13 protein-coding genes and 1 tRNA gene are annotated in these 19,227 nt (G+C 42.5%); 6 read left to right on the forward strand and 8 right to left on the reverse strand.

From position 1 onward, the window contains the following. Nucleotides 1–264: 264 nt before the first annotated feature. Nucleotides 265–3,666 carry a PA14 domain-containing protein gene (locus GUA46_RS06095; RefSeq protein WP_176619733.1) on the forward strand — a complete coding sequence of 1,134 codons (3,402 nt, stop codon included), beginning with the start codon at nucleotides 265–267 and terminating at the stop codon, nucleotides 3,664–3,666. Nucleotides 3,667–3,713: 47 nt separating this feature from the next. Then, complete coding sequence (locus GUA46_RS06100) at nucleotides 3,714–4,844, forward strand: adenylate/guanylate cyclase domain-containing protein (protein WP_229418452.1); 1,131 nt, start codon at nucleotides 3,714–3,716, stop codon at nucleotides 4,842–4,844. 11 nt (nucleotides 4,845–4,855) lie between these two features. Here the strand turns inward: GUA46_RS06100 and GUA46_RS06105 are convergent, their stop codons facing one another. The 3 genes from GUA46_RS06105 to GUA46_RS06115 form a co-directional block, all read right to left on the reverse strand. Next, nucleotides 4,856–6,367, reverse strand: a complete 1,512-nt coding sequence (locus GUA46_RS06105) for a carboxylesterase/lipase family protein (RefSeq protein ID WP_176619734.1) — start codon at nucleotides 6,365–6,367, stop codon at nucleotides 4,856–4,858. 141 nt (nucleotides 6,368–6,508) lie between these two features. Then, nucleotides 6,509–7,336 (reverse strand): YwqG family protein, encoded by an 828-nt coding sequence (locus tag GUA46_RS06110; protein ID WP_108246315.1) that lies wholly within the window; start codon nucleotides 7,334–7,336, stop codon nucleotides 6,509–6,511. A 72-nt stretch (nucleotides 7,337–7,408) separates the two neighbouring features. Next, complete coding sequence (locus tag GUA46_RS06115) at nucleotides 7,409–8,407, reverse strand: hypothetical protein (RefSeq protein ID WP_176619735.1); 999 nt, start codon at nucleotides 8,405–8,407, stop codon at nucleotides 7,409–7,411. A gap of 235 nt (nucleotides 8,408–8,642) precedes the next feature. Between GUA46_RS06115 and GUA46_RS06120 the strand changes: the two genes are divergently transcribed. Next, nucleotides 8,643–9,245 carry a YkgJ family cysteine cluster protein gene (locus tag GUA46_RS06120; RefSeq protein WP_176619736.1) on the forward strand — a complete coding sequence of 201 codons (603 nt, stop codon included), beginning with the start codon at nucleotides 8,643–8,645 and terminating at the stop codon, nucleotides 9,243–9,245. Between the two features lie 55 nt (nucleotides 9,246–9,300). Here GUA46_RS06120 and GUA46_RS06125 read toward each other — a convergent pair. After that, nucleotides 9,301–9,372 (reverse strand) — tRNA-Gln (locus tag GUA46_RS06125). A 194-nt stretch (nucleotides 9,373–9,566) separates the two neighbouring features. Here GUA46_RS06125 and GUA46_RS06130 point away from each other — a divergent pair. Continuing rightward, complete coding sequence (locus GUA46_RS06130; protein WP_176619737.1) at nucleotides 9,567–12,905, forward strand: glycosyltransferase family 117 protein; 3,339 nt, start codon at nucleotides 9,567–9,569, stop codon at nucleotides 12,903–12,905. A 34-nt stretch (nucleotides 12,906–12,939) separates the two neighbouring features. On the opposite strand, the gene GUA46_RS06135 is transcribed toward GUA46_RS06130, so the two are convergent. Both GUA46_RS06135 and GUA46_RS06140 read right to left on the reverse strand, forming a co-directional pair. Then, nucleotides 12,940–13,239, reverse strand: a complete 300-nt coding sequence (locus GUA46_RS06135; RefSeq protein ID WP_100817192.1) for a thioredoxin family protein — start codon at nucleotides 13,237–13,239, stop codon at nucleotides 12,940–12,942. Between the two features lie 111 nt (nucleotides 13,240–13,350). Continuing rightward, a complete protein-coding gene (locus GUA46_RS06140) occupies nucleotides 13,351–14,619 on the reverse strand; it encodes a hypothetical protein (RefSeq protein ID WP_176619738.1) in 1,269 nt (422 codons plus the stop codon). A 145-nt stretch (nucleotides 14,620–14,764) separates the two neighbouring features. Between GUA46_RS06140 and GUA46_RS06145 the strand changes: the two genes are divergently transcribed. After that, a complete protein-coding gene (locus GUA46_RS06145) occupies nucleotides 14,765–16,072 on the forward strand; it encodes a 3-keto-alpha-glucoside-1,2-lyase-like domain-containing protein (RefSeq protein ID WP_176619739.1) in 1,308 nt (435 codons plus the stop codon). 5 nt (nucleotides 16,073–16,077) lie between these two features. On the opposite strand, the gene GUA46_RS06150 is transcribed toward GUA46_RS06145, so the two are convergent. Next, a complete protein-coding gene (locus GUA46_RS06150) occupies nucleotides 16,078–17,310 on the reverse strand; it encodes a metallophosphoesterase (protein WP_176619740.1) in 1,233 nt (410 codons plus the stop codon). A 54-nt stretch (nucleotides 17,311–17,364) separates the two neighbouring features. Next, the gene (locus GUA46_RS06155) at nucleotides 17,365–18,084 is read right to left on the reverse strand and encodes a copper homeostasis protein CutC (RefSeq protein WP_176619741.1); all 720 of its coding nucleotides are present in this window, start codon (nucleotides 18,082–18,084) and stop codon (nucleotides 17,365–17,367) included. Nucleotides 18,085–18,124: 40 nt separating this feature from the next. Between GUA46_RS06155 and GUA46_RS06160 the strand changes: the two genes are divergently transcribed. Continuing rightward, on the forward strand, nucleotides 18,125–19,126 hold the full coding sequence (locus GUA46_RS06160) for an isoaspartyl peptidase/L-asparaginase family protein (RefSeq protein WP_176619742.1): 1,002 nt from the start codon (nucleotides 18,125–18,127) through the stop codon (nucleotides 19,124–19,126). The last annotated feature ends 101 nt before the right edge of the window (nucleotides 19,127–19,227 follow it).

Consider the following 19,227-nt stretch of genomic DNA (forward strand, 5'->3'; position numbering starts at 1 on the left):
ACAATAAATAATATCGCATGTGCAACCCCATCCCGAACAAAAATAAGTTGCCCCCTATCTATTTTTCAATGAATTACCACAATCAAGAGAAAGAAAAGGAATTATCTATGGTCTACTATGTTGTGTCAAAAAGCCAATATCGCTACCCATTGGCACTCCATTCTCCAGATATGATCATGTTAACACTCCTTTTACAACCGTTCACAACAAATATTTTGAAGCCTCCGTGCACCAGTTAATTTTGTGCAACATTGAAATAAACACATGGGCACAACCTCGTTCTTCAATAAAAAGATGAATCATTTTCCCAGTGAATGGATGCTGATCTTGGCATTTTTCCTATTGGGAACCTTTCTTTCATTTTCACAGACCACCATATGGAGCGAAAATTTTAACAGCTACTCCGACAACATACAATCAGGAACGGCAACAGGCCCTTCCGCCACAGGATGGACCACAAACCTAGGAAATAGATTATCCGTAAACAACAATGCTTTAAGAGGAAGAAACCTTGACGCAGAAGGTATTTGGCAAGTGAACCCTATAGACATATCCAGCTACGATTTCGTATCCTTTAGAATGGAAACTCGGGTGAACGACCAAAGTCAGATGGATAATGGAAGTGACTATTTCATTGGCGAATATCGCATTGACGGAGGTTCTTGGCAACAATTTGTAAACGTATCCGGCTCCGCATCCAACCCATTGAGCCCATCTTATACAGTAAACATCTCCTCAACAGGCAGCTCGAGTCTACAAATTAGGGTCCGTATGATGAATCATGATAACGTGGAACAATATTTTATTGACAACGTTACGGTTCAGGCCGCTTCCGGACTCTGCAATGGCGAAGTCGATTTTGAGTTTTACGACAGCTCCCCCTCGGGAAGCACCGTAGACAATATTCCGACAAGCGGCTTTCTTGGCTCGGGCACTTTTACCAGTTTTGACGTGGACGCCCTTCAAAATCAAGAGGACCCCGGGGATACCGACAATTTCAGTATCAGATATACAGGATTTATCCAAATCGATACACAGGGAACCTATACTTTCTACACTACTTCCGATGATGGCTCAAAGTTATACATCAACGGGACCCAAGTGGTTAATAACGATGGTGCACATGGCTCCCAAGAACGTTCGGGTACCATAACTTTATCTCCCGGACTTCACGATATCACCGTGCTATTCTTTGAAAACGGCGGAGGGGAAAATCTATCGGTAGCATATCAAGGGCCCTCTATAGGCAAACAAAACATTCCTTTTTCCAAATTATACTCCACTTGTAGTGTCGGGGCTTCCGACCTTGATGGTGACGGAATTGACGATGTAACCGATATCGATGATGACAATGATGGCATCCTCGACACCAACGAATGTGGAGGCGCCAGCGGAAACTTTGTTCAAACGGCGACCAATGTGCAATATTTTAGAGACCCATCCAATGCGGAAGGTAACCCAGGCACCTCTTATGCCTATAACTCCACATCTACATATGAAGGTCAATCCATTATATCATTTCAGTTTGCCAACCCAATTCCAATAGGAACCACAGTAAGTGTATTCTTATCTGCAGCCTCGGGCACTTGCGATATGCAGATTCAGTATTCGAACGGCAATTATTTGGCTGCCGCGAATGGGATTCCTTCGGGGTCCATTACAGAAATAACCTTTAATGTTTCGCAAAGTAATTTTCAATCCTTTAGGGTAATGGCATACCAAACAGGAGCTAGAGTTCACGGTGCCAGTTATGGCGGCACAGTTGATTGCACAACGGTTGATACAGATGGCGATGGTATTCCAAACTATCAAGACTTGGACAGTGATGGAGATGGCATACCGGACAATGTGGAGGCTCAAACATCTTTAAACTATATAGCACCTTCGGGGATAGATGCCAATAACAATGGTCTGGACGATGCCTACGAAAGTAGCGGAATCACCCCTGTAGATACCGATGGGGATGGAGTACCTGATTTTATGGATTTGGATTCTGACAATGACAGCACCCCGGACACAACGGAAGCTGCCCTAACCCTTTCAGGTTCTGACAGTGACGGTGATGGTTTGGATAATAATATCGACACTACAACCGGATATGCCGACCCAGGAGGAACCATAGACAATCCACTGAGCACCAATGGTGGCTCTTTGATATTGCCAGATTCTGATGGTGATGTTGCCTCAGGAGGGGATTTGGATTTTAGGGACGATACTTTTGACGATAACGACCCACCATCCATAACCGCAACCGGAAACCAAACATTTTGTCCAGGCGACCCAATTCCCGTGGTAGAAAGCGTAGAAATCACAGATACCGACAGCAGTACTTTGGACGCTGTTTACATCCAAGTAACTTCCAACTATGATGTTTCCGGGGATATTTTGAGTTTAACCGGAACACACCCTAACATTACAGCCAGTTGGGACACTTCGGAAGGAAGACTTTTCTTGGAAGGCCCGGCAACCTTGTCCGAATTTGAAGCTGCCATAAGCGATGTTGTATTTCAAACCACAGCTACGGTAAGCGGCGGCGACACTCGAACATTTTCCATAGTAATGAACGAGGCCAACTATTTGGAATCGACAGGACACTATTATGAATACGTGGCCGCAGAGGGAATCACATGGACAGCCGCCAGGGATGCGGCCGCGCTAAGAACATTCTATGGCCTACAGGGGTACTTGGCAACTATCTCTGTTCAGGACGAATCCGACCTCTTAGGCTCGCAGGCACCGGGAGCGGGATGGATAGGGGCCAGTGATGCCACAACCGAAGGAGATTGGTATTGGGTAACCGGACCTGAAGCAGGAACTCTGTTTTGGAGAGGCGGCGCAGGGGGCACAGCATTTGGATATGAATTCTGGAACTCAGGGGAACCCAATAATTCCGGAGATGAAGACTATGCACACATTACAGCGCCTGGCGTTGGATTACCTGGATCCTGGAACGACCTCTCCAATACCGGTGCAGCCAGTGGCGATTATCAACCCAAAGGATATTTGGTAGAATATGGCGGTATGCCCGGCGACCCGCCATACCCAAATTTGGCGGCGACTACAACAATAACGGTAGAAACGGAAGCACCCACAGCTAGTGCTCCCTCGCCCATTGCAGTAAATTGTGCCTCGGATATTCCAACACCAGATATAACTATAATCACAGATGAGGCCGATAATTGCGACCCGAACCCTACAGTTACATTTGTGAGCGATGTAAGCGATGGTGGAAGCAATCCTGAAATAATTACTCGAACATACAGGATTACGGATGAGGCAGGAAACACTTTTGATGTTGAACAGACAATCACCGTAACTCCATTTACCATTTCCAGCCAACCAACGGACCAAACCGTAGTTATCGGAAACAATGGTGCTTTTTCCGTTACCGCAAACAATGTTGACACCTACCAATGGCAGGTAAGTACGGACGGCGGAAGCAACTTTGCACCTATCGTTGACGGAGCTGAGTATTCGGGAACCCAGACAGCGAACCTTACTGTAACCGCTCCGGATTCCTCTAAAAACGGCTATGTCTACCGAGTACTTGTATCGAATTCTGCAGGAAGTTGCACACCGCTCGAATCAAACCAAGCAACCTTGACAATGAAAGCTGGCAGAGTGATAACCAACCGAGGCATTACCTATCGGGTGAACAACAATTAGCAAAGACAGAAACAATACTTTTTTAGACTGATTTTTGGCTTTTCTTCATGAAGAAGAAAACACCATATCTTTACCATATGGTACTTTTAAAAAATCCAAAGGTCAAGCACTACGTGAAACGCATACTGCCCTTTGGGATTATTTGGCTGGTCTTGAGCTGGTTTATACTGCTCATAGAGTCCATGGCCATGGGTTATGAAAATCAACGACCAGAAACGGACATCACCGTTACCTGGAACATTCTCCTTTTTGCCTCCATAGCCGTTTTTTTGGTAGGTATGGTAATGGGCACTGTGGAAGTATCTTGGCTGAGCAAGCTTTTTAAAAACAAAGCATTTTGGAAAAAAATCCTTTACAAAATGGGGTTTTACCTTCTTTTTATGCTTGTCATCAATTTAGTGACATTTCCTATTGCAGCGAGCATAGAGCTTGACTCCACCCTTATGGACGCGGAGGTATGGCAAAAATTTTCAAATTATATTGAGAGTCCTACTTTTTTAAGCACAATGGTCTCCCTAACATTTAGCATTTTTGTTTCCTTACTTTATTCAGGTATCAGCGAACATCTGGGACACAATGTCTTGATCAACTTTTTTATGGGAAAGTACCATCGGGCCAAAGAAGAGTTCCGTGTTTTTATGTTTTTGGATATGAAATCTTCCACCTCCCTCGCTGAACAACTGGGACACAAAAAATATTTTCAATTTTTAAGCGATTATTACAATCAACTATCCAATGCGATAATTCAATGTAAAGGAGAAGTGTACCAATATGTGGGCGATGAGATTGTAGTTACTTGGGAGAAAAGCGATGGCTTACAGAACAACAACTGCATTCGCTGTTTTTATGCTATGAAACAGTCCCTGCTAAAAAAGTCGACCTATTTTGAAAACACCTACGGCCTAACCCCCTCATTTAGGGCAGGACTGCATCTTGGACAAGTGACCACGGGAGAAATAGGGGCCCTTAAAAAAGAAATCTTCTTTACCGGCGATGTTCTAAATGTTACCGCACGTATCCAAAAACTGTGCAAACCCTTGAAACAGGATATTATCGTTTCCGAACAACTGGCCGAACAACTTAAGGGTAACGGACTGAGTTTTGAATCCTTGGGAAGCACGGAGCTAGAAGGTAGAAAAAAAACTGAAAAACTCTTTGCCCCTAAGTTTACTTCATGAAAAATATCGGGTCAGTGTTGGGTTAAAAACCAAAATTCCTCCAAATATTTAGAACTTGATTTTAACTCACCAGTTTCAAAGATCAATAATTTACCTTCATCCTGATTGTAACTGCTCCACTGTGGCAACCCTTCTCCATTGGGATTTCCCGTTTTGACAAAATTAATCCAGTAAGCAGACATTTGGTCCTCAAGCTTGCGTTCCTCGGTTTGCCACGACCTGTCCCATTGATCTAGCGTATGTAATGCGAACGGCACTTCAGAAGTATGGAAGGCTCCGTAATTTGGAAAACCCGGTTTATCGGTAGGGACATGGGTAAACTCATATAACCAAACATCCCTGTCCATATATGTTCCCAACAAGTAAGATGGCAATCCGGCAAAGCTCAGAAGGTTCATTTTTTGTTGTGATTGAAGTGCCTCTTCATTATTTCCAGCAGGAAACATTTCTAAGAACTCGTGGGCATTTCCGCCAAATCTTTCATTGGCCATCGATGTGAAGCTTTCCATTGTCACCTCTCCCATAGGCAAAAGGTTGGAATCACCGGTAACCCAGCCTGTAAGTACCTTTACTTGATTATGATTTCCTTCTTTGAAATGTTCAAACAAATCCTTTGGCAAAAAATAGTCATCCAACACCACCCCGAAGCGACCTAAATCGCTGTTATTGCTCAACTCCTGTAATTGTGCCGCGGGCATTGCTCGTAATTCGTCAATAGAAGTAGCATTTACCGATTCCATAAACTTAACACCCTGTTCTTCCGCCGTTGCTAAATCTTGCATTAAACGACCACCCAAAATGCCTCCACTCTGACAAATGGCCTTGTTGAAATATCCGCTTGCCAATGGAGAAGCAATTTGGGCATTCACACTAAACGACCCCGCAGACTGGCCCGCAATCGTAACATTGTTCGGGTCGCCACCGAAAGCGGCAATGTTTTTCTGAATCCATTTCAGCCCTTCCAATTGATCCATAAAACCATAATTGCCCGATGCTCCGTGACCGGATTCTTCGCTCAATTCTGGATGGGCCATAAACCCGAGCACTCCTACCCTATAATTCAAACTCACGAACACTACGCCTTGTTCAGCCATTTGTTGCCCATCATAAATATCACAATTGGCACTTCCTGAACTTAATCCGCCTCCATAAATCCAGACAAACACAGGCAATTTTTCATCATGTGCCTTCGCTGGCGTCCATATATTGAGATAAAGACAATCTTCGCTCAATGGTTCGGGCTTGGCAATAAACTCTTCTGTCCAGCATAAAAAGGGCTCTGGTGTATTTTGAATGGGACTAGGCCCAAACTCTTTGGTTTGTTTTACACCTTTCCAATTTTGAACAGGCTGTGGAGCTTTCCACCGTAATGCCCCAACTGGCGGCTCTGCAAACGGAATTCCTTTGAATATGTGAATATCTTCATTTGAATATCCTTCCACTTTGCCATTTTGGGTCTCTACTATGTTTTGACCATAACCTGCAAAGGATACAGTAATGAATAGGAAAATTAGCTTTCTCATGAGGTTGAAATGATTTGTTCTCACTGCAAAAGATACTGCTTTAAGAATTATGGGGGAAATTTCAATGCTTGGACAAATACAATGAACCCCGTAAATTTAAATTTACGGGGTTTTTTATTGCTATTCAGATGCTTTGCCCTGCTAAGAGGTTATTTCAATATCGCCATAATATTCTTTTGACTTTTCGTCCTGCCAAACATAAAGGTTTAAAAAACAATCATAATTCCATGGTGGCTCAAAACCAAAAAAGCTTGGATAAAAATTAGGATCATCTCCATCCTCCCCTTGGTAGTATCGCGGCTTTCCAAAAAAGTATTCATCTGGAAGACTGCCAAGATGATCATATAAAGTGAAGCTTCCTGCTTCTTTTTGTAAAAGCCCCTCTAGCCTTTCCAGGATATCTGCTCCCATAATGGTGGCTAGATGGCAATCTGAATATTTATCTTTGGCTTTGATCCACCACCCAATAAGATCCTCCTGCATATAAAGTTCCTCACTCTTGCCTCTTAGGTCCATTACTTGAGACTTTCCATATTCATCCCCATTAGGGTATTCCCGTATTTTTAAATCATCAACAGGGCCGTCATAAAAAAACACCTCAGATTCCACACCGTCAACATCTACAAAAAAATAATAAATCCCAGAGTCTTTGGGAACCTCGTTAAAAATGTCATGTGGCTTAATTTCGGCTAGATTGAACTGGCCCGCAAATATCATATCCTCAGGAAACTCCAACGAATCCGGCAGGTGCGGGAGCCCGTACAGTTTTGTGGTTCCCAATGGCACCTCTTCTTCAGAACCATACATTTCAAATTGTGGAACCAAATAATACTTCAACCAATTTTTAAGGTAGTCTTTGAGACTTTCGGAACTCAATTCGGTCCCGGCGCTTTCATTGAAGGCCTCAATGTTCGCTTCGTTAAAGTCAAAGCCATCTATCGCAGCTTTTGCTTTTGCCAATACATTCATGCGTTTTTGTATTATAAGTAGATTAATAAAAGATTTGGGGTAAATGCTGCATTTCTGAAATAAAAGAATGATTCAAGTACAGCTTTGATGAAGACCTCCCAGTTCAATCTTCTCAAGTTTTGATGGCAAACAAAAATTGAACACACATTCCTTTCGACCGCTATCACCGTCCTCGTCATCATCAAACTCGTCATCATCAAACTCGTCATCATCAAACTCGTCATCATCAAACTCGTCATCATCTGCATCATCCGCATCATTGAAACGGGATAAATTAACTGATAAAGAATCCGTAGAAAAGAGAACCGGTTCTCCATCATCCTCACCTTGATGGCACTGGGGACGACCAAAAAAGAATTCATCAGGTAATTGCCAATCATAATCACAAAAATTAAAATCGCCAAGTTCTTCTTTCATTGCCTCAACAAATCGATTACCATTATCTCCCAAAATTTCTTTTAAATTAAAATGGTGTTGATTAACAAAAAAAATGCTTTCAGATACCTTATTGAAATCAAAGACCTTAGATGAGTAACGATTCCCCCCTCCATTCGGAATTTCACGAATCTTTAGCTGGTCTGTTGGGACATTGGTATAATACACTTTTCCTACAACACGTAGATCGTCCCCGTGCTCAATCATGAAATCTTCATGGCCTTTTTCTCCCCAACCTATAGAATCCTTTACCCCGACTGGATGGCCTACATCCTGACCATCTGCAGATGTCACAAAAAAATAGCACATACCGGTATCAGCGGGAAGCACATTATAATGATCGAAAGGTTTTAGTTGTTGAAAATTGAACTGACCCAAAAAAATTTCATCTTCCAATGGTTCTATATCATCAGGAAGGTGAGGTGACCCATACAGTTTTGTAGTACCCAAGGGAACGTTTTCCTCTTTCCATTCAGTATACTTATCTACCAACAGATAAGAATTGGAATAAAACTCAATATCCTCTTTGAGATCTTCTAAATTAATTTTCTTTTTCCTGTTCTGATTATACTTGTTCAGAATTTCGTTGAAATCAAAGTTGTCCAATACAACTTTTAATTTTTCATTTGGGTTCATACGCTTTTGCATTTAATAGGTTAATAAAAGATTTGGGGTAAATGCTGCGTATATTTTTCAAATATGTAATTATTTTTTGAATGGTACAACCTTAAATATCAAATTACTACCAACAAAGTACATTGACAGTTGTATAAATTTTGATTGCATGTTGAAGAAACCTTCAAATCCACATTCATTTTAAAAAATATTTTCATCACGAATCAAAATAAGATTTAATTTCGGCCCCCAAATAATGACACTAGATCAGAAAGTCCGATTGGTTGAATCGTTATTCGACCAATTGGAGCTAGAGACCCAACAGTTTCAGGAAAAATCGAAACTTGGCTGTGTTTCTGGTTGTGGAAAATGTTGCACCTACCCCAACATTGATGCATCACCATTGGAGTTTTTACCATGGGCATTTCAACTATTTTTATCGGGCAAAGCGGAAGAGGCACTGGACACACTAAGTTCGTCTACCGGGCAAACTTGCTTTTTGCTGACACCTGTTTCCATCTTAAGCAAAGGGCACTGCGGCAGTTATCGCCACAGGGGGCTTATTTGCAGGCTATTTGGATACGCAGCAAGCAAAGACAAATACGGCAATTTGCGTTTGGCAACCTGTAAAGTCATCAAGGAGAAACAGGCTGACAATTATCAAAAAACAAATAAGGCCATTGCCGAAGGGCTATATGTTCCGGTTTTTACGGATTACTACATGCAGCTCAACCAAATCGATTTCCAATTGGGCTCTAGAATAATGCCTATTAACAAAGCACTAAAAATGGCTTTGGAGGAGGTATTGCAATATTATACCTACAGGCCTGTCCCCAATATGGACAGGCAAATTGTATAGATACATTAAACCAAGAAAAAAGCCCCTTAAATCGGATGATTTAAGGGGCTTTTTGTTGGCCTACAAGGACTCGAACCTTGAACGACTGAACCAAAATCAGCTGTGTTACCAATTACACCATAGGCCAGTACCATATAAAAGCTAAATTTGATTCAGCTTTTGAGCGTGCAAATTTAAAACAAACTTTGGTTTCAACAAATATTTTTGATAAGAATACTAGCTATTTTTATTGAACATGGGTGTTAAAGGTTTTCCAAAAAGGGCTAGGCTTCTGTTCTAGATTTACTAAATTCGCCACAATTCGGTTAATAACCAACTCTTATGTTTGCAAAAGACTTCAAAAAATGGGATACCATCCTTGGGTGGGTTTCCTTTGCTATCGCATTTATAGTATATGCCCTTACCGTTGAACCCACAGGAAGTTTTTGGGACGCGGGGGAATACATTTCCACCTCCGCAAAGTTGCAAGTAGGGCACCCGCCGGGAGCACCCCTATTACAGATGATCGGTGCCTTTTTTGCCATGTTCGCCTTTGGCGACCCCACCAAGATAGCACTTATGGTAAATGCCGTATCCATTGTATCCAGTGCTTTTGCTGTATTATTCACTTTCTGGACCATTACCAACTTAACAGGAAAGTTGGTTGCCAAAAAGAATGAAGTGACCGATAGCAAGGCTATTGCCATCCTTGGCAGTGGATTGGTCGGAGCGCTTGCATTTACATTTTCGGATAGTTTTTGGTTCAATGCCGTAGAGACCGAGGTGTATGCCATGGCAAGTTTTATGATGGCGTTATTGCTTTGGTTGGGCCTAAAATGGACCGATAACTTGGGCGACCCCAGAGGCCACCGATGGCTCATGCTCATCTCTTTTGTAATAGGTCTTACCTTTGGCATACAGTTCATGGGCTTCTTGGCCATACCTTCCATTGGATTGCTCTATTATTTCAAAAAATATAAGACCACCACGGTAAAAAACTTCTTGCTCGCGAACATCATCGTCGTAGCAGTACTCATCTTAGTCTACAAATTCTCCTTGACCTACGTTCTGGAACTATTTGGGTGGAGCGAGGTATTCTTTATCAATGAAATTGGGCTTCCATTCAACTCAGGGTCCATCATCATGGGACTTTTGTTTGTTGCAGCCTTCTATTTTGGTTTGAGATACACCCGAAAACACAATTACTATAATGCCAACATTTTAGTGCTTTGCCTAATGTTCCTCATCCTCGGGTTCTCTTCTTGGTTGATGCTTCCCATTAGAGCAAATGCAAAAACCGTGGTCAATGAGAACAACCCGGCCGATGCCCGAGCGTTACTCGCCTATTATAACAGGGAACAATACCCAGGGGTGGACAGTCCTATTTACGGAGCCTATTACTCGGACACCTTTGCAACTTCGGGAGAAGATAGGGATGATAGCCCTAAGTACGAAAAAGACTTGGAAACGGGTAAATATGTTATCGTGAACCATTACAAAGGAGCTATTCCAGGCCCCAACGAAAAGCACGTAGGATTTTTACCCAGAATGTGGAGCGATCAACACGCCGAAAATTATATGAAATATTTTGGCGCCTTGGAATTCAAGATAAAATCGGAATATATATCCAATAATGATCTTCGACAGGCGGTAAATCAATTCAAAACGGCCTATTCGCAAGGCGAACTGGATACAGAACAATATATACGTTTTTTAAGGGAATTCGGTGAATATATTGAGGTGCAGCCCCCTACCCTTTGGCAGAACATAGAATACCTTTTCGATTTCCAGTTTAATTATATGTACATGCGCTACTTCATGTGGAACTTTGTCGGGAAACAAAACGACATGCAAGGCCGATATGATGAAAATGGAAATTGGTTGAGCGGTATCAATTTTATTGATAGCATCCGTTTGGGAAGCCAAGATAATCTACCCAGCGATTGGAAGAACAACAAGGGTAGAAACACCTATTTCTTCCTCCCGCTATTGCTCGGAATCTTGGGCATTGTCTTCCAAGTATCCAGAAATCCAAAACAGTTTTGGGTGCTCTTCGTGTTCTTTATGTTCACGGGACTTGCCATTCAGTTTTATACCAACCCCTATATCTTTCAACCTAGGGAAAGGGATTACTCCTTGGTAGGGTCCTTCTATGTGTTCTGTATATGGATTGGTATCGGTGTATACGGGCTGTTTGAAGAATTCAAAAAATTGGTTTCATCCAAAATAGCGGCTCCGGCAATCACAACTATATGCCTTTTGGCCGTTCCGTTGTTGATGGCCTTTCAAAACTGGGACGACCACGATCGGTCCGATAGGTTCACTGCCCCATCTACAGCTAAAGCTTATCTAGATTCCACGAAAGAAGATGCGGGAGCTATATTGTTCACCATTGGGGACAATGACACTTTCCCTATTTGGTACGCACAGGAAATCGAGAAATACAGAACCGATGTCCGCGTAGTGAACACAAGCCTTTTTGCAACAGATTGGTACATTGACCAGATGAAGCGAAAGGCTTACGAAAGTGACCCTATACCATCGCAATTAACGCATGACAAATACAGCTACGGAACAAGGGATGCCATTTACTATCAAGGTATTACAGACAATAGATGGGACATCAAAGATTTTATGAATTGGATTGGCAGCGACAAGCCTCAGACCAAATTCAGACATATTTTGACCAATCAAGGCGCCGATTTGAGCAACTATTCAGAAAGCACCTTGGATATTGTGTACTACCCCACCAATAAAATCAGGATACCTGTCAACAAACAAAATGTATTGGAAAGCGGCCTTGTCAAAGAGAAGGATTCTGCTTTGATCGTGGATTATATCGATATTGACCTGCCAACCGGTGCACTTCCCAAGAACAGAATATTGATGTTGGACCTTATCGCCAACAACGATTGGAAACGACCCATCTACTTCTCCGGAGGTAGTTTTGACAGTGCAGAATACATCTGGATGAAGGATTATCTGCAACTCGATGGACTTGTGTACAAATTGGTACCCATCAAAACCCCAAACCGAAATTCCTTTGAAATGGGCCGAATCGATACCGATCTGATGTACGATATTGTCAAGGATTGGGAATGGGGCAATGCAGGAAGCGATGAGATTTATCACGATCCACAAACGCGTTCACAGGGACTTTCTTTTAGAAGCAATTTGGCCCGCCTGATGGAAACCTTGATTGCAGAAAACAAGATTGACGAGGCCAAGGATGTCATCAATATTGCTATGGAAAACATGCCCGTGGAGCATTATTATTTCTATGCTTTTGTTGAACCATTTGTAGATGGCTATTATAAAGTGGGAGAAACCCAAAAAGCCCGAGAGCTTTTCGGCAAGCTCAAAAAGGTCTATCAAGAACATTTGGAATACTACGCCAACATTCCTTTGGATGAGCAATACGATAAAATAGACGACATCCTATCCGATATGCAGGCCTACCGTAGAAACATTGACATTTTGATTGAAAATGGAGATAAAGAATTGGCAGAGTCGGAAACCATTATCTTCAATGAATACATTGACAAATTCTCCCAGTTTGTGGATGAAGAGGATGATGTAATGGACGAATCAATTCCTCCAATAGACCCGGACATGGAAGGTTCCATTCCTATCGATGCCCCAGACAGCATTCCGGACTCTATAATTCCAGAAGAAGAATAGCATAAAAAAAAGCGAGGATAAAACCTCGCTTTTTTTATTGAATATATTCATTTAAGATTCCGATCAGGGTATTGGCATCTTGCTCTCCGCTCTGTCGCCAGACCATCTCTCCTTTTTTGTATATCATTAAAGTTGGCAGCCCTTTGATACGGAGTGCCTGTGAAAGTTCCTTGTTCTTGTCCACATCGATTTTTATCACCTTTCCCTTATCGCCAAGAGCAGCGGCTACATCGCTCAACACTGGGTGCATAGAGGTGGACTGTTCGTTCCATTCCGCATAAAAGTCTAGTAAAACTGGGACCTGTAAATCTATAAGTTCTCCGAATTTGGACATGTATTCTAAGGTTTACAGTCAAAAATAAGAAAAAAGTTGAATGTTTTACAGCCTTTCAACGCTTTGGACATTGCTTCACACTAAATTGTGATGGGCGCCATCATAATTCCATTACTCATAAAGTTCAAAATCGTCCTGGAAAACTACTTTTCCCTTTTCATCGGTAAGTTCAACAAAATCAATGGACCCGGTTCCCTCAAACACATAGGAAAGACCTACAATGTTTCCAAGGTCCTCCTGGTAATTTTCAGAATATATTTTCTTCCCATTCAACAAAAGGGTGGCCTTCTTTCCCTCGACCTTTATCTCCAAATCATTCCATTTATAAAGGTCAGTTCCCAATTTGGACAGGTTATTGTCCTTCCCGGACTTGTAAATTTCACCCAATTTATAGCTGGCCCCCGTTTCACAGCCGTTGCGGACAAGCTTAGCCGAAAATACATGCTCGGTGGTAATCAATAAAACATTTACCCACGGACAGTTGGATTCCAATGCCTTGTCCACTTTGATTTTTGTTTTGAATCCAAAGTTATTGGAAGAGACCCCATAGTCATCGCTATGCGAAATGCGGGACATAAAGTAGCGGGAAGTATCCAAACCTCGTTTTTTCAGCAGCTCGATAGGCAGATGCAATCTTCCATCCTTTACAAATGTCTCGCCCTTAAAATCGATGAATCTGTCGTCGGCTTCAGAGTAATAAACATGTGGCTCCCAGCCATCGCTTAAAATATGGACCGCTTGGGTGGCGACCACCTCATCATTGGCAATCAATTTGGCTCGATGGAAACCACTTTCATAATAGGTTGAAGCATACACCTCCTTTTTGGGGTCGATTTCTTCCTTGCGCCAGGCATTCCAAGATTGTTGGATAAAAAAACTATCGGCTTCCACATGGCTCAGGTCATACTCGAAAATAAACGTATTCGGAACGCCTTTGGCAACCGTTTTATCCGTACTAAAACTCACGGGGCCCTTAATTTTTACGTTTGATGCCCCACTTTCTCCAAAAGAAAACACGATCACCGTCAAAATAATCGCCACTACCGATACTCCCAAATAAAAGGGCCATCTGCTTCTCTTTGCTCCTTCCTCTTCTTCAACCTTGGCTTTTTGATGCTGAATTTTAAAATCCTGCCAGTTTTTATAACCAAGCACTTCCACAAGGGCGTTCAAGGTGGCAATTTGGGGCTGTGTTTTATAAGTGCCCTTCCACACCCGTTTTAAAGTGGACAAACTGATATAGTACCCGGTGTGCTCCTCAATATAGGAGGAAAGCTGTTCCAAATCCTTCTGGGTATATCCGTGCCCATTGCCGAAGGAAAATTTCTCTTCGAGCAATTTTATGCACAATTCGATATGGTAATTATCAGGGCTTTTCATAGCATACTCGAAGATATTAATATTCGCCCAAAATTGTTCGGTTTTCGGTAAATGACCGAATTTTGAACTCGATTTGATCGGCTTTTGCTTGCTCATCAAGCCTTGTTCCGCGCTAGTTTTGGATTTCAATCAAAAAACAAACACAATGAAATCTTTAAAAACAGTTTTTTTACCCATTCTCCTTTTCACCATTTCTTTTTCAATTTTAGGACAGGTCAACAAAAAACTTGATGACCCTAAAAGTTGGGAAGTGCATAATAGAGAAGTCAGTTTTAACAACGGTGTTATCCACCTCAATAGTAATCCAGGGGATGGCATTTTATGGCTGAAAGGCTCCGATTTTCAGAACGGCACCATTGAACTCAACATCAAGGGAAAGAATAAAATCGGTGCAAGTTTCGTTGGAGTGGCCTTTAACGGTAAGGACAATTCAATTTTCGATGCCGTTTACTTTAGGCCCTTCAATTTTCAAAATCCAGAGAAAAAAGAACATATGGTACAATATATTGCCATGCCGCATTTAGACTGGAAAACCTTACGAGAAGGCCATCCTGGAAAGTACGAGACCCATATTGCCCCTGCTCCTGTTCCCAATGACTGGTTCCACGTAAAACTAGAAATCAATTATCCAAAAGTGGAAGTATATGTGAACCGTTCCCCAACACCGACCTTTACGATCGAAGAGCAAATCAATGTTAGTGGCCACGGAAAAATTGGATTGTGGGTAGGTGAAAGCAGTGAGGGGTGGTTCAAAAACATTTCCATAAAGCAGAAGAAGATGGAAAACTATACCCGTATATTAATGGATGTCGCCCATAATCAAGTGTTTTGGAACGACCCCAAATCCATGAAGTTGGAGAATGAAAAAATCGGGCGGGTATATATGATGACGGAGGAATTGTTCAAAACATCAAGAGCCATAAACGCTACCGTGGATTATGCGAAGGGCGAAATTGATTCAAACATGTTGTCGGACATCGACATTCTTTACATCCATATTCCCAAGAAACAGTACACCAAAAAGGAAGTCAAGGCCATTCACAGGTTTATCGATGATGGTGGAAGCCTATTTATCATAATGGACAGCGACTACTGGTCATCATTGAACGACACCAATGTTAATGATATTATTACCCCATATGGTATTCAATATGGTGACGCCATCCCCGACAAACTACCGGGCGGGCATACCATAAAAGGAGAAATTCATGACAAACCTTTGAAAATATCCTATCATGAAGCCAGAAAAGTAATTGGCGGAACACCTTTTGTCTATGGAGATGAATTGGGGAAAGCTTATCCCGCTGGCACCTTTACCAATACCAAAAAAGGAGGTAAAATAGTGGCCATGGGCGAAGCTATGACATCGCTATACATGACCAGCTGGCAAGGCGTGGACGATTATCAATGCCAAGAATTTATGCAAGATGTCTTTAGTTGGCTTAAGAAATAGCCGTTCTATACAACTCCCCTCTTCTTAAGGGTAATTACGGAAATCTCGGGCCAGATGCCAAATCGGCCCGGGTATCCTATAAATCCAAACCCTCTGTTCACGTTGATGAACTGCTCCATTTCCTTATAAATACCCGCCCAATATTTGTAGCGCCATTTAACGGGGCTCCATTTTACCCAACCTGGTATTTCCACGCCAAATTGCATACCGTGGGTATGTCCGCTCAAGGTCAAATGAAAATGGTAATCGTCGTGTATCACAACATCTTCCCAATGCGAAGGATCATGGCTCAACAATATCTTAAAATCATCCGGTGAAACACCTTGTTTCGCCTTTTGCAGGTCACCTGCCTTTTTAAAGCCACCCCTGCCCCAGTTCTCCACTCCTACCAAAGCAATTTTATGCCCATCTTTTTCCAAAAACCGATTCGAGTTCAATAGCAAATCAAAGCCCATTTCCTTTTGCATGGTTTTGAGATATTCCAAATTCTGCTCTTTTTCTGCTTCGGTATCCCAAACGGCATAATCTCCATAATCGTGGTTACCCAAAATGGAATACACCCCATCTTTGGCGTTCAAGCGGGAGAAAACCTCTTTCCAAGGCTCAAGCTCTTCAGATTTTAAATTCACGATATCTCCAGTAAAGAAAATCACGTCGCTTTTCTGCTCATTTACCAAGTTTACACCATACTCCACTTTCTGGTAATCGTCAAAACTACCACTATGCACATCGGAAATCTGGGTGATTTGATAATTGTGGAACGCATCTGGCAAATCATCAAACTCGAGCTCATATTTAAGCACTTGGTAATTGTATTTTCCTCGGTACATACCATACAACAATGCTCCGAAAGGCAAGGCTGCCAAACCAAGGGCAATGCCACTAATGAATTTCCTACGTGAGGGCAAATAACCAGCATCCGAGTTGGACACACCTGCAATTTTATTGTAGCCAAAAGCAAGCACACGGACAATATCCTCTAGCAACAAAAAGAAGCCCAACACCAAGGCCAACAAAAAGAATGCGGCAAAAATGGTTCCCGCAACGGCCGCGGTTCCCTTGAAGCCATCCCCTGGATCATAGGTCAATACTTTGATAGTCAAAAATATCAAGGCTCCTAAAAAAAGTATGATATAGGTCCAATGCAACAACGGACTTTTGAACAGCGTACGGAATGCTTGAAAACCGTAAACGGCCAACACCAAGTAAAGAATTGCCAAAATGATAAATCGGGACATACAATTTTTTTACAAAATTAGAGCTAATCTGCTTTTTAGCAGTGCTTTTTACTATTATTTAACGGCTCGAACAATCGAGGTCAGTGTTTCCAAATTCGAAACGGCCACCTCATCTTCCACTAAATGTTTGGCGGAGTTCATGCTGATTTTGCCTTCCAAATCCACTCGGTTTCCAAACGAGGTTCCAGAACAATGAATGGCTTGAAGGCCAATTTGTTTAAATTTTGATGCATTATTGGGCGACACTCCCCCCCCGGCCATAATCGTCATGGATGTTTCTTTTTGCCAAGTTGCCAATTTTTTGATTCCGTTCTCCGCCGAAGCTTCCCCACCCGATGTTAAAATGGTCTGCACTCCCATCGCTTCAAGCTGTTTGATAGCTTCCAAGGGGCTGTCAACCCAATCAAATGCTCGGTGAAACGTGAAATGCATCGGTTTTGCCAACTCCACCAAAACTTTTGTTCTTTCAACATCCACGGAGAAATCCTTCATCAAAATTCCAGAAACAATACCATGCACTCCCAAATCCTTGCAGGCCAAAATATCTGCCTTCATCACTTCAAATTCGGTTTCGGAATAGGTAAAATGTCCACCTCTTGGCCGTATCAAAACATGAACGGGAATGGACAATTCCCTTATCACCAATTGAATCAACCCGGCAGATGGAGTTATACCCCCAACACCAAGTTCCGAACAAAGTTCAATCCTATCCGCTCCCGCCCTCTCGGCATTCTTTGCCGATTCCAAGGAATTGGCACAAACTTCTACCAGCATATTGTATATTTATAACCCCTAAAATTAAACATACCAACTCATGGAACGACGCAAATTCCTTAAAAATTCAAGTCTGTCCGCTGCAGGGCTTGTTTCCGCCACCACATTAGTGTCTTGTAAAACGGAACCTAAGCCAGAAGTAGCACCGGCTACCACAATTCCAAAACCGACAGCGATAAAACCTATTGTGGTATGTACTTGGAATTTTTTCAACGCTTCCGAAAAGGCATGGGAAGTCTTAAAATCAGGGGGAAATGCACTGGATGCCGTAGAGCAAGGGGTTAGGGTCGAGGAAGCCGACGAAACCAATGAAACCGTAGGCAAGGGTGGGCGCCCGGACCGCGATGGCAATGTGACCTTGGATGCCTGCATTATGGACAAGGACGGTAATTGCGGGTCGGTGGTCTGTATGGAAAATATAGCTCATCCGGTTTCCGTGGCACGAAAGGTGATGGAAGAAACCCCACACATTATTTTAGGGGGCAAGGGTGCTGAGAAATTTGCTTATGAACAGGGTTTTAAGAAAGAGGATCTATTTACCGAAAGCACACGAAAACAATACGAAGAGTGGTTAAAAACCTCTAAATACGAGACCACCATCAATATAGAAAACCATGATACCATTGGCATGTTGGCCATTGATGACAATGGCGATATTGCTGGTGCGTGTACCACAAGCGGCATGGCCTACAAAGTGGCCGGTCGTGTCGGGGACTCCCCTATTATCGGTGCAGGACTGTTTATCGACAATGAAGTGGGGGGCGCTACTGCTACCGGTGTTGGCGAGGAAGTCATCCGTACGGTAGGCAGTTTTTTGATTGTGGAACTCATGCGTCAGGGAAAAAGTCCACAAGAAGCCTGTGAGGAAGGTGTTAAGCGTATCATGAAAAAAAATGAGGGTAGAAAAGATTTCCAGATTGGGTTCTTGGCCATCAACAAAAATGGAGAGACCGGTGGTTATTGTGTACATCCCGGATTTACGTATCGAGAGTATTCGGATAATGGTCACCACAATCGTGAGGTGACAAGCTTTTATGGATAGGCCTTAGACCCAAGACCGCTTCGCTGTTAGATTCAAGAAGCAGGACGGCTTGTTTCAACTATCTCGGCTCCTATTTCCCTTTTCTGAAATCTGATATCTCA

Source organism: Flagellimonas chongwuensis (genome assembly GCF_013376415.1).
In the GTDB taxonomy this organism is placed as follows: domain Bacteria; phylum Bacteroidota; class Bacteroidia; order Flavobacteriales; family Flavobacteriaceae; genus Flagellimonas; species Flagellimonas chongwuensis.

Excerpts from the sequence above, each read along its gene's own strand:
- GUA46_RS06105 (WP_176619734.1), bottom strand. The coding sequence starts at position 6,367 with ATGAGAAAGCTAATTTTCCTATTCATTACTGTATCCTTTGCAGGTTAT.
- GUA46_RS06155 (WP_176619741.1), bottom strand. The coding sequence starts at position 18,084 with ATGCTGGTAGAAGTTTGTGCCAATTCCTTGGAATCGGCAAAGAATGCC.
- GUA46_RS06120 (WP_176619736.1), top strand. The coding sequence starts at position 8,643 with ATGACACTAGATCAGAAAGTCCGATTGGTTGAATCGTTATTCGACCAA.
- GUA46_RS06135 (WP_100817192.1), bottom strand. The coding sequence starts at position 13,239 with ATGTCCAAATTCGGAGAACTTATAGATTTACAGGTCCCAGTTTTACTA.
- GUA46_RS06115 (WP_176619735.1), bottom strand. The coding sequence starts at position 8,407 with ATGAACCCAAATGAAAAATTAAAAGTTGTATTGGACAACTTTGATTTC.
- GUA46_RS06130 (WP_176619737.1), top strand. The coding sequence starts at position 9,567 with ATGTTTGCAAAAGACTTCAAAAAATGGGATACCATCCTTGGGTGGGTT.
- GUA46_RS06160 (WP_176619742.1), top strand. The coding sequence starts at position 18,125 with ATGGAACGACGCAAATTCCTTAAAAATTCAAGTCTGTCCGCTGCAGGG.
- GUA46_RS06110 (WP_108246315.1), bottom strand. The coding sequence starts at position 7,336 with ATGAATGTATTGGCAAAAGCAAAAGCTGCGATAGATGGCTTTGACTTT.
- GUA46_RS06140 (WP_176619738.1), bottom strand. The coding sequence starts at position 14,619 with ATGAAAAGCCCTGATAATTACCATATCGAATTGTGCATAAAATTGCTC.
- GUA46_RS06095 (WP_176619733.1), top strand. The coding sequence starts at position 265 with ATGGGCACAACCTCGTTCTTCAATAAAAAGATGAATCATTTTCCCAGT.
- GUA46_RS06150 (WP_176619740.1), bottom strand. The coding sequence starts at position 17,310 with ATGTCCCGATTTATCATTTTGGCAATTCTTTACTTGGTGTTGGCCGTT.
- GUA46_RS06100 (WP_229418452.1), top strand. The coding sequence starts at position 3,714 with ATGAAGAAGAAAACACCATATCTTTACCATATGGTACTTTTAAAAAAT.
- GUA46_RS06145 (WP_176619739.1), top strand. The coding sequence starts at position 14,765 with ATGAAATCTTTAAAAACAGTTTTTTTACCCATTCTCCTTTTCACCATT.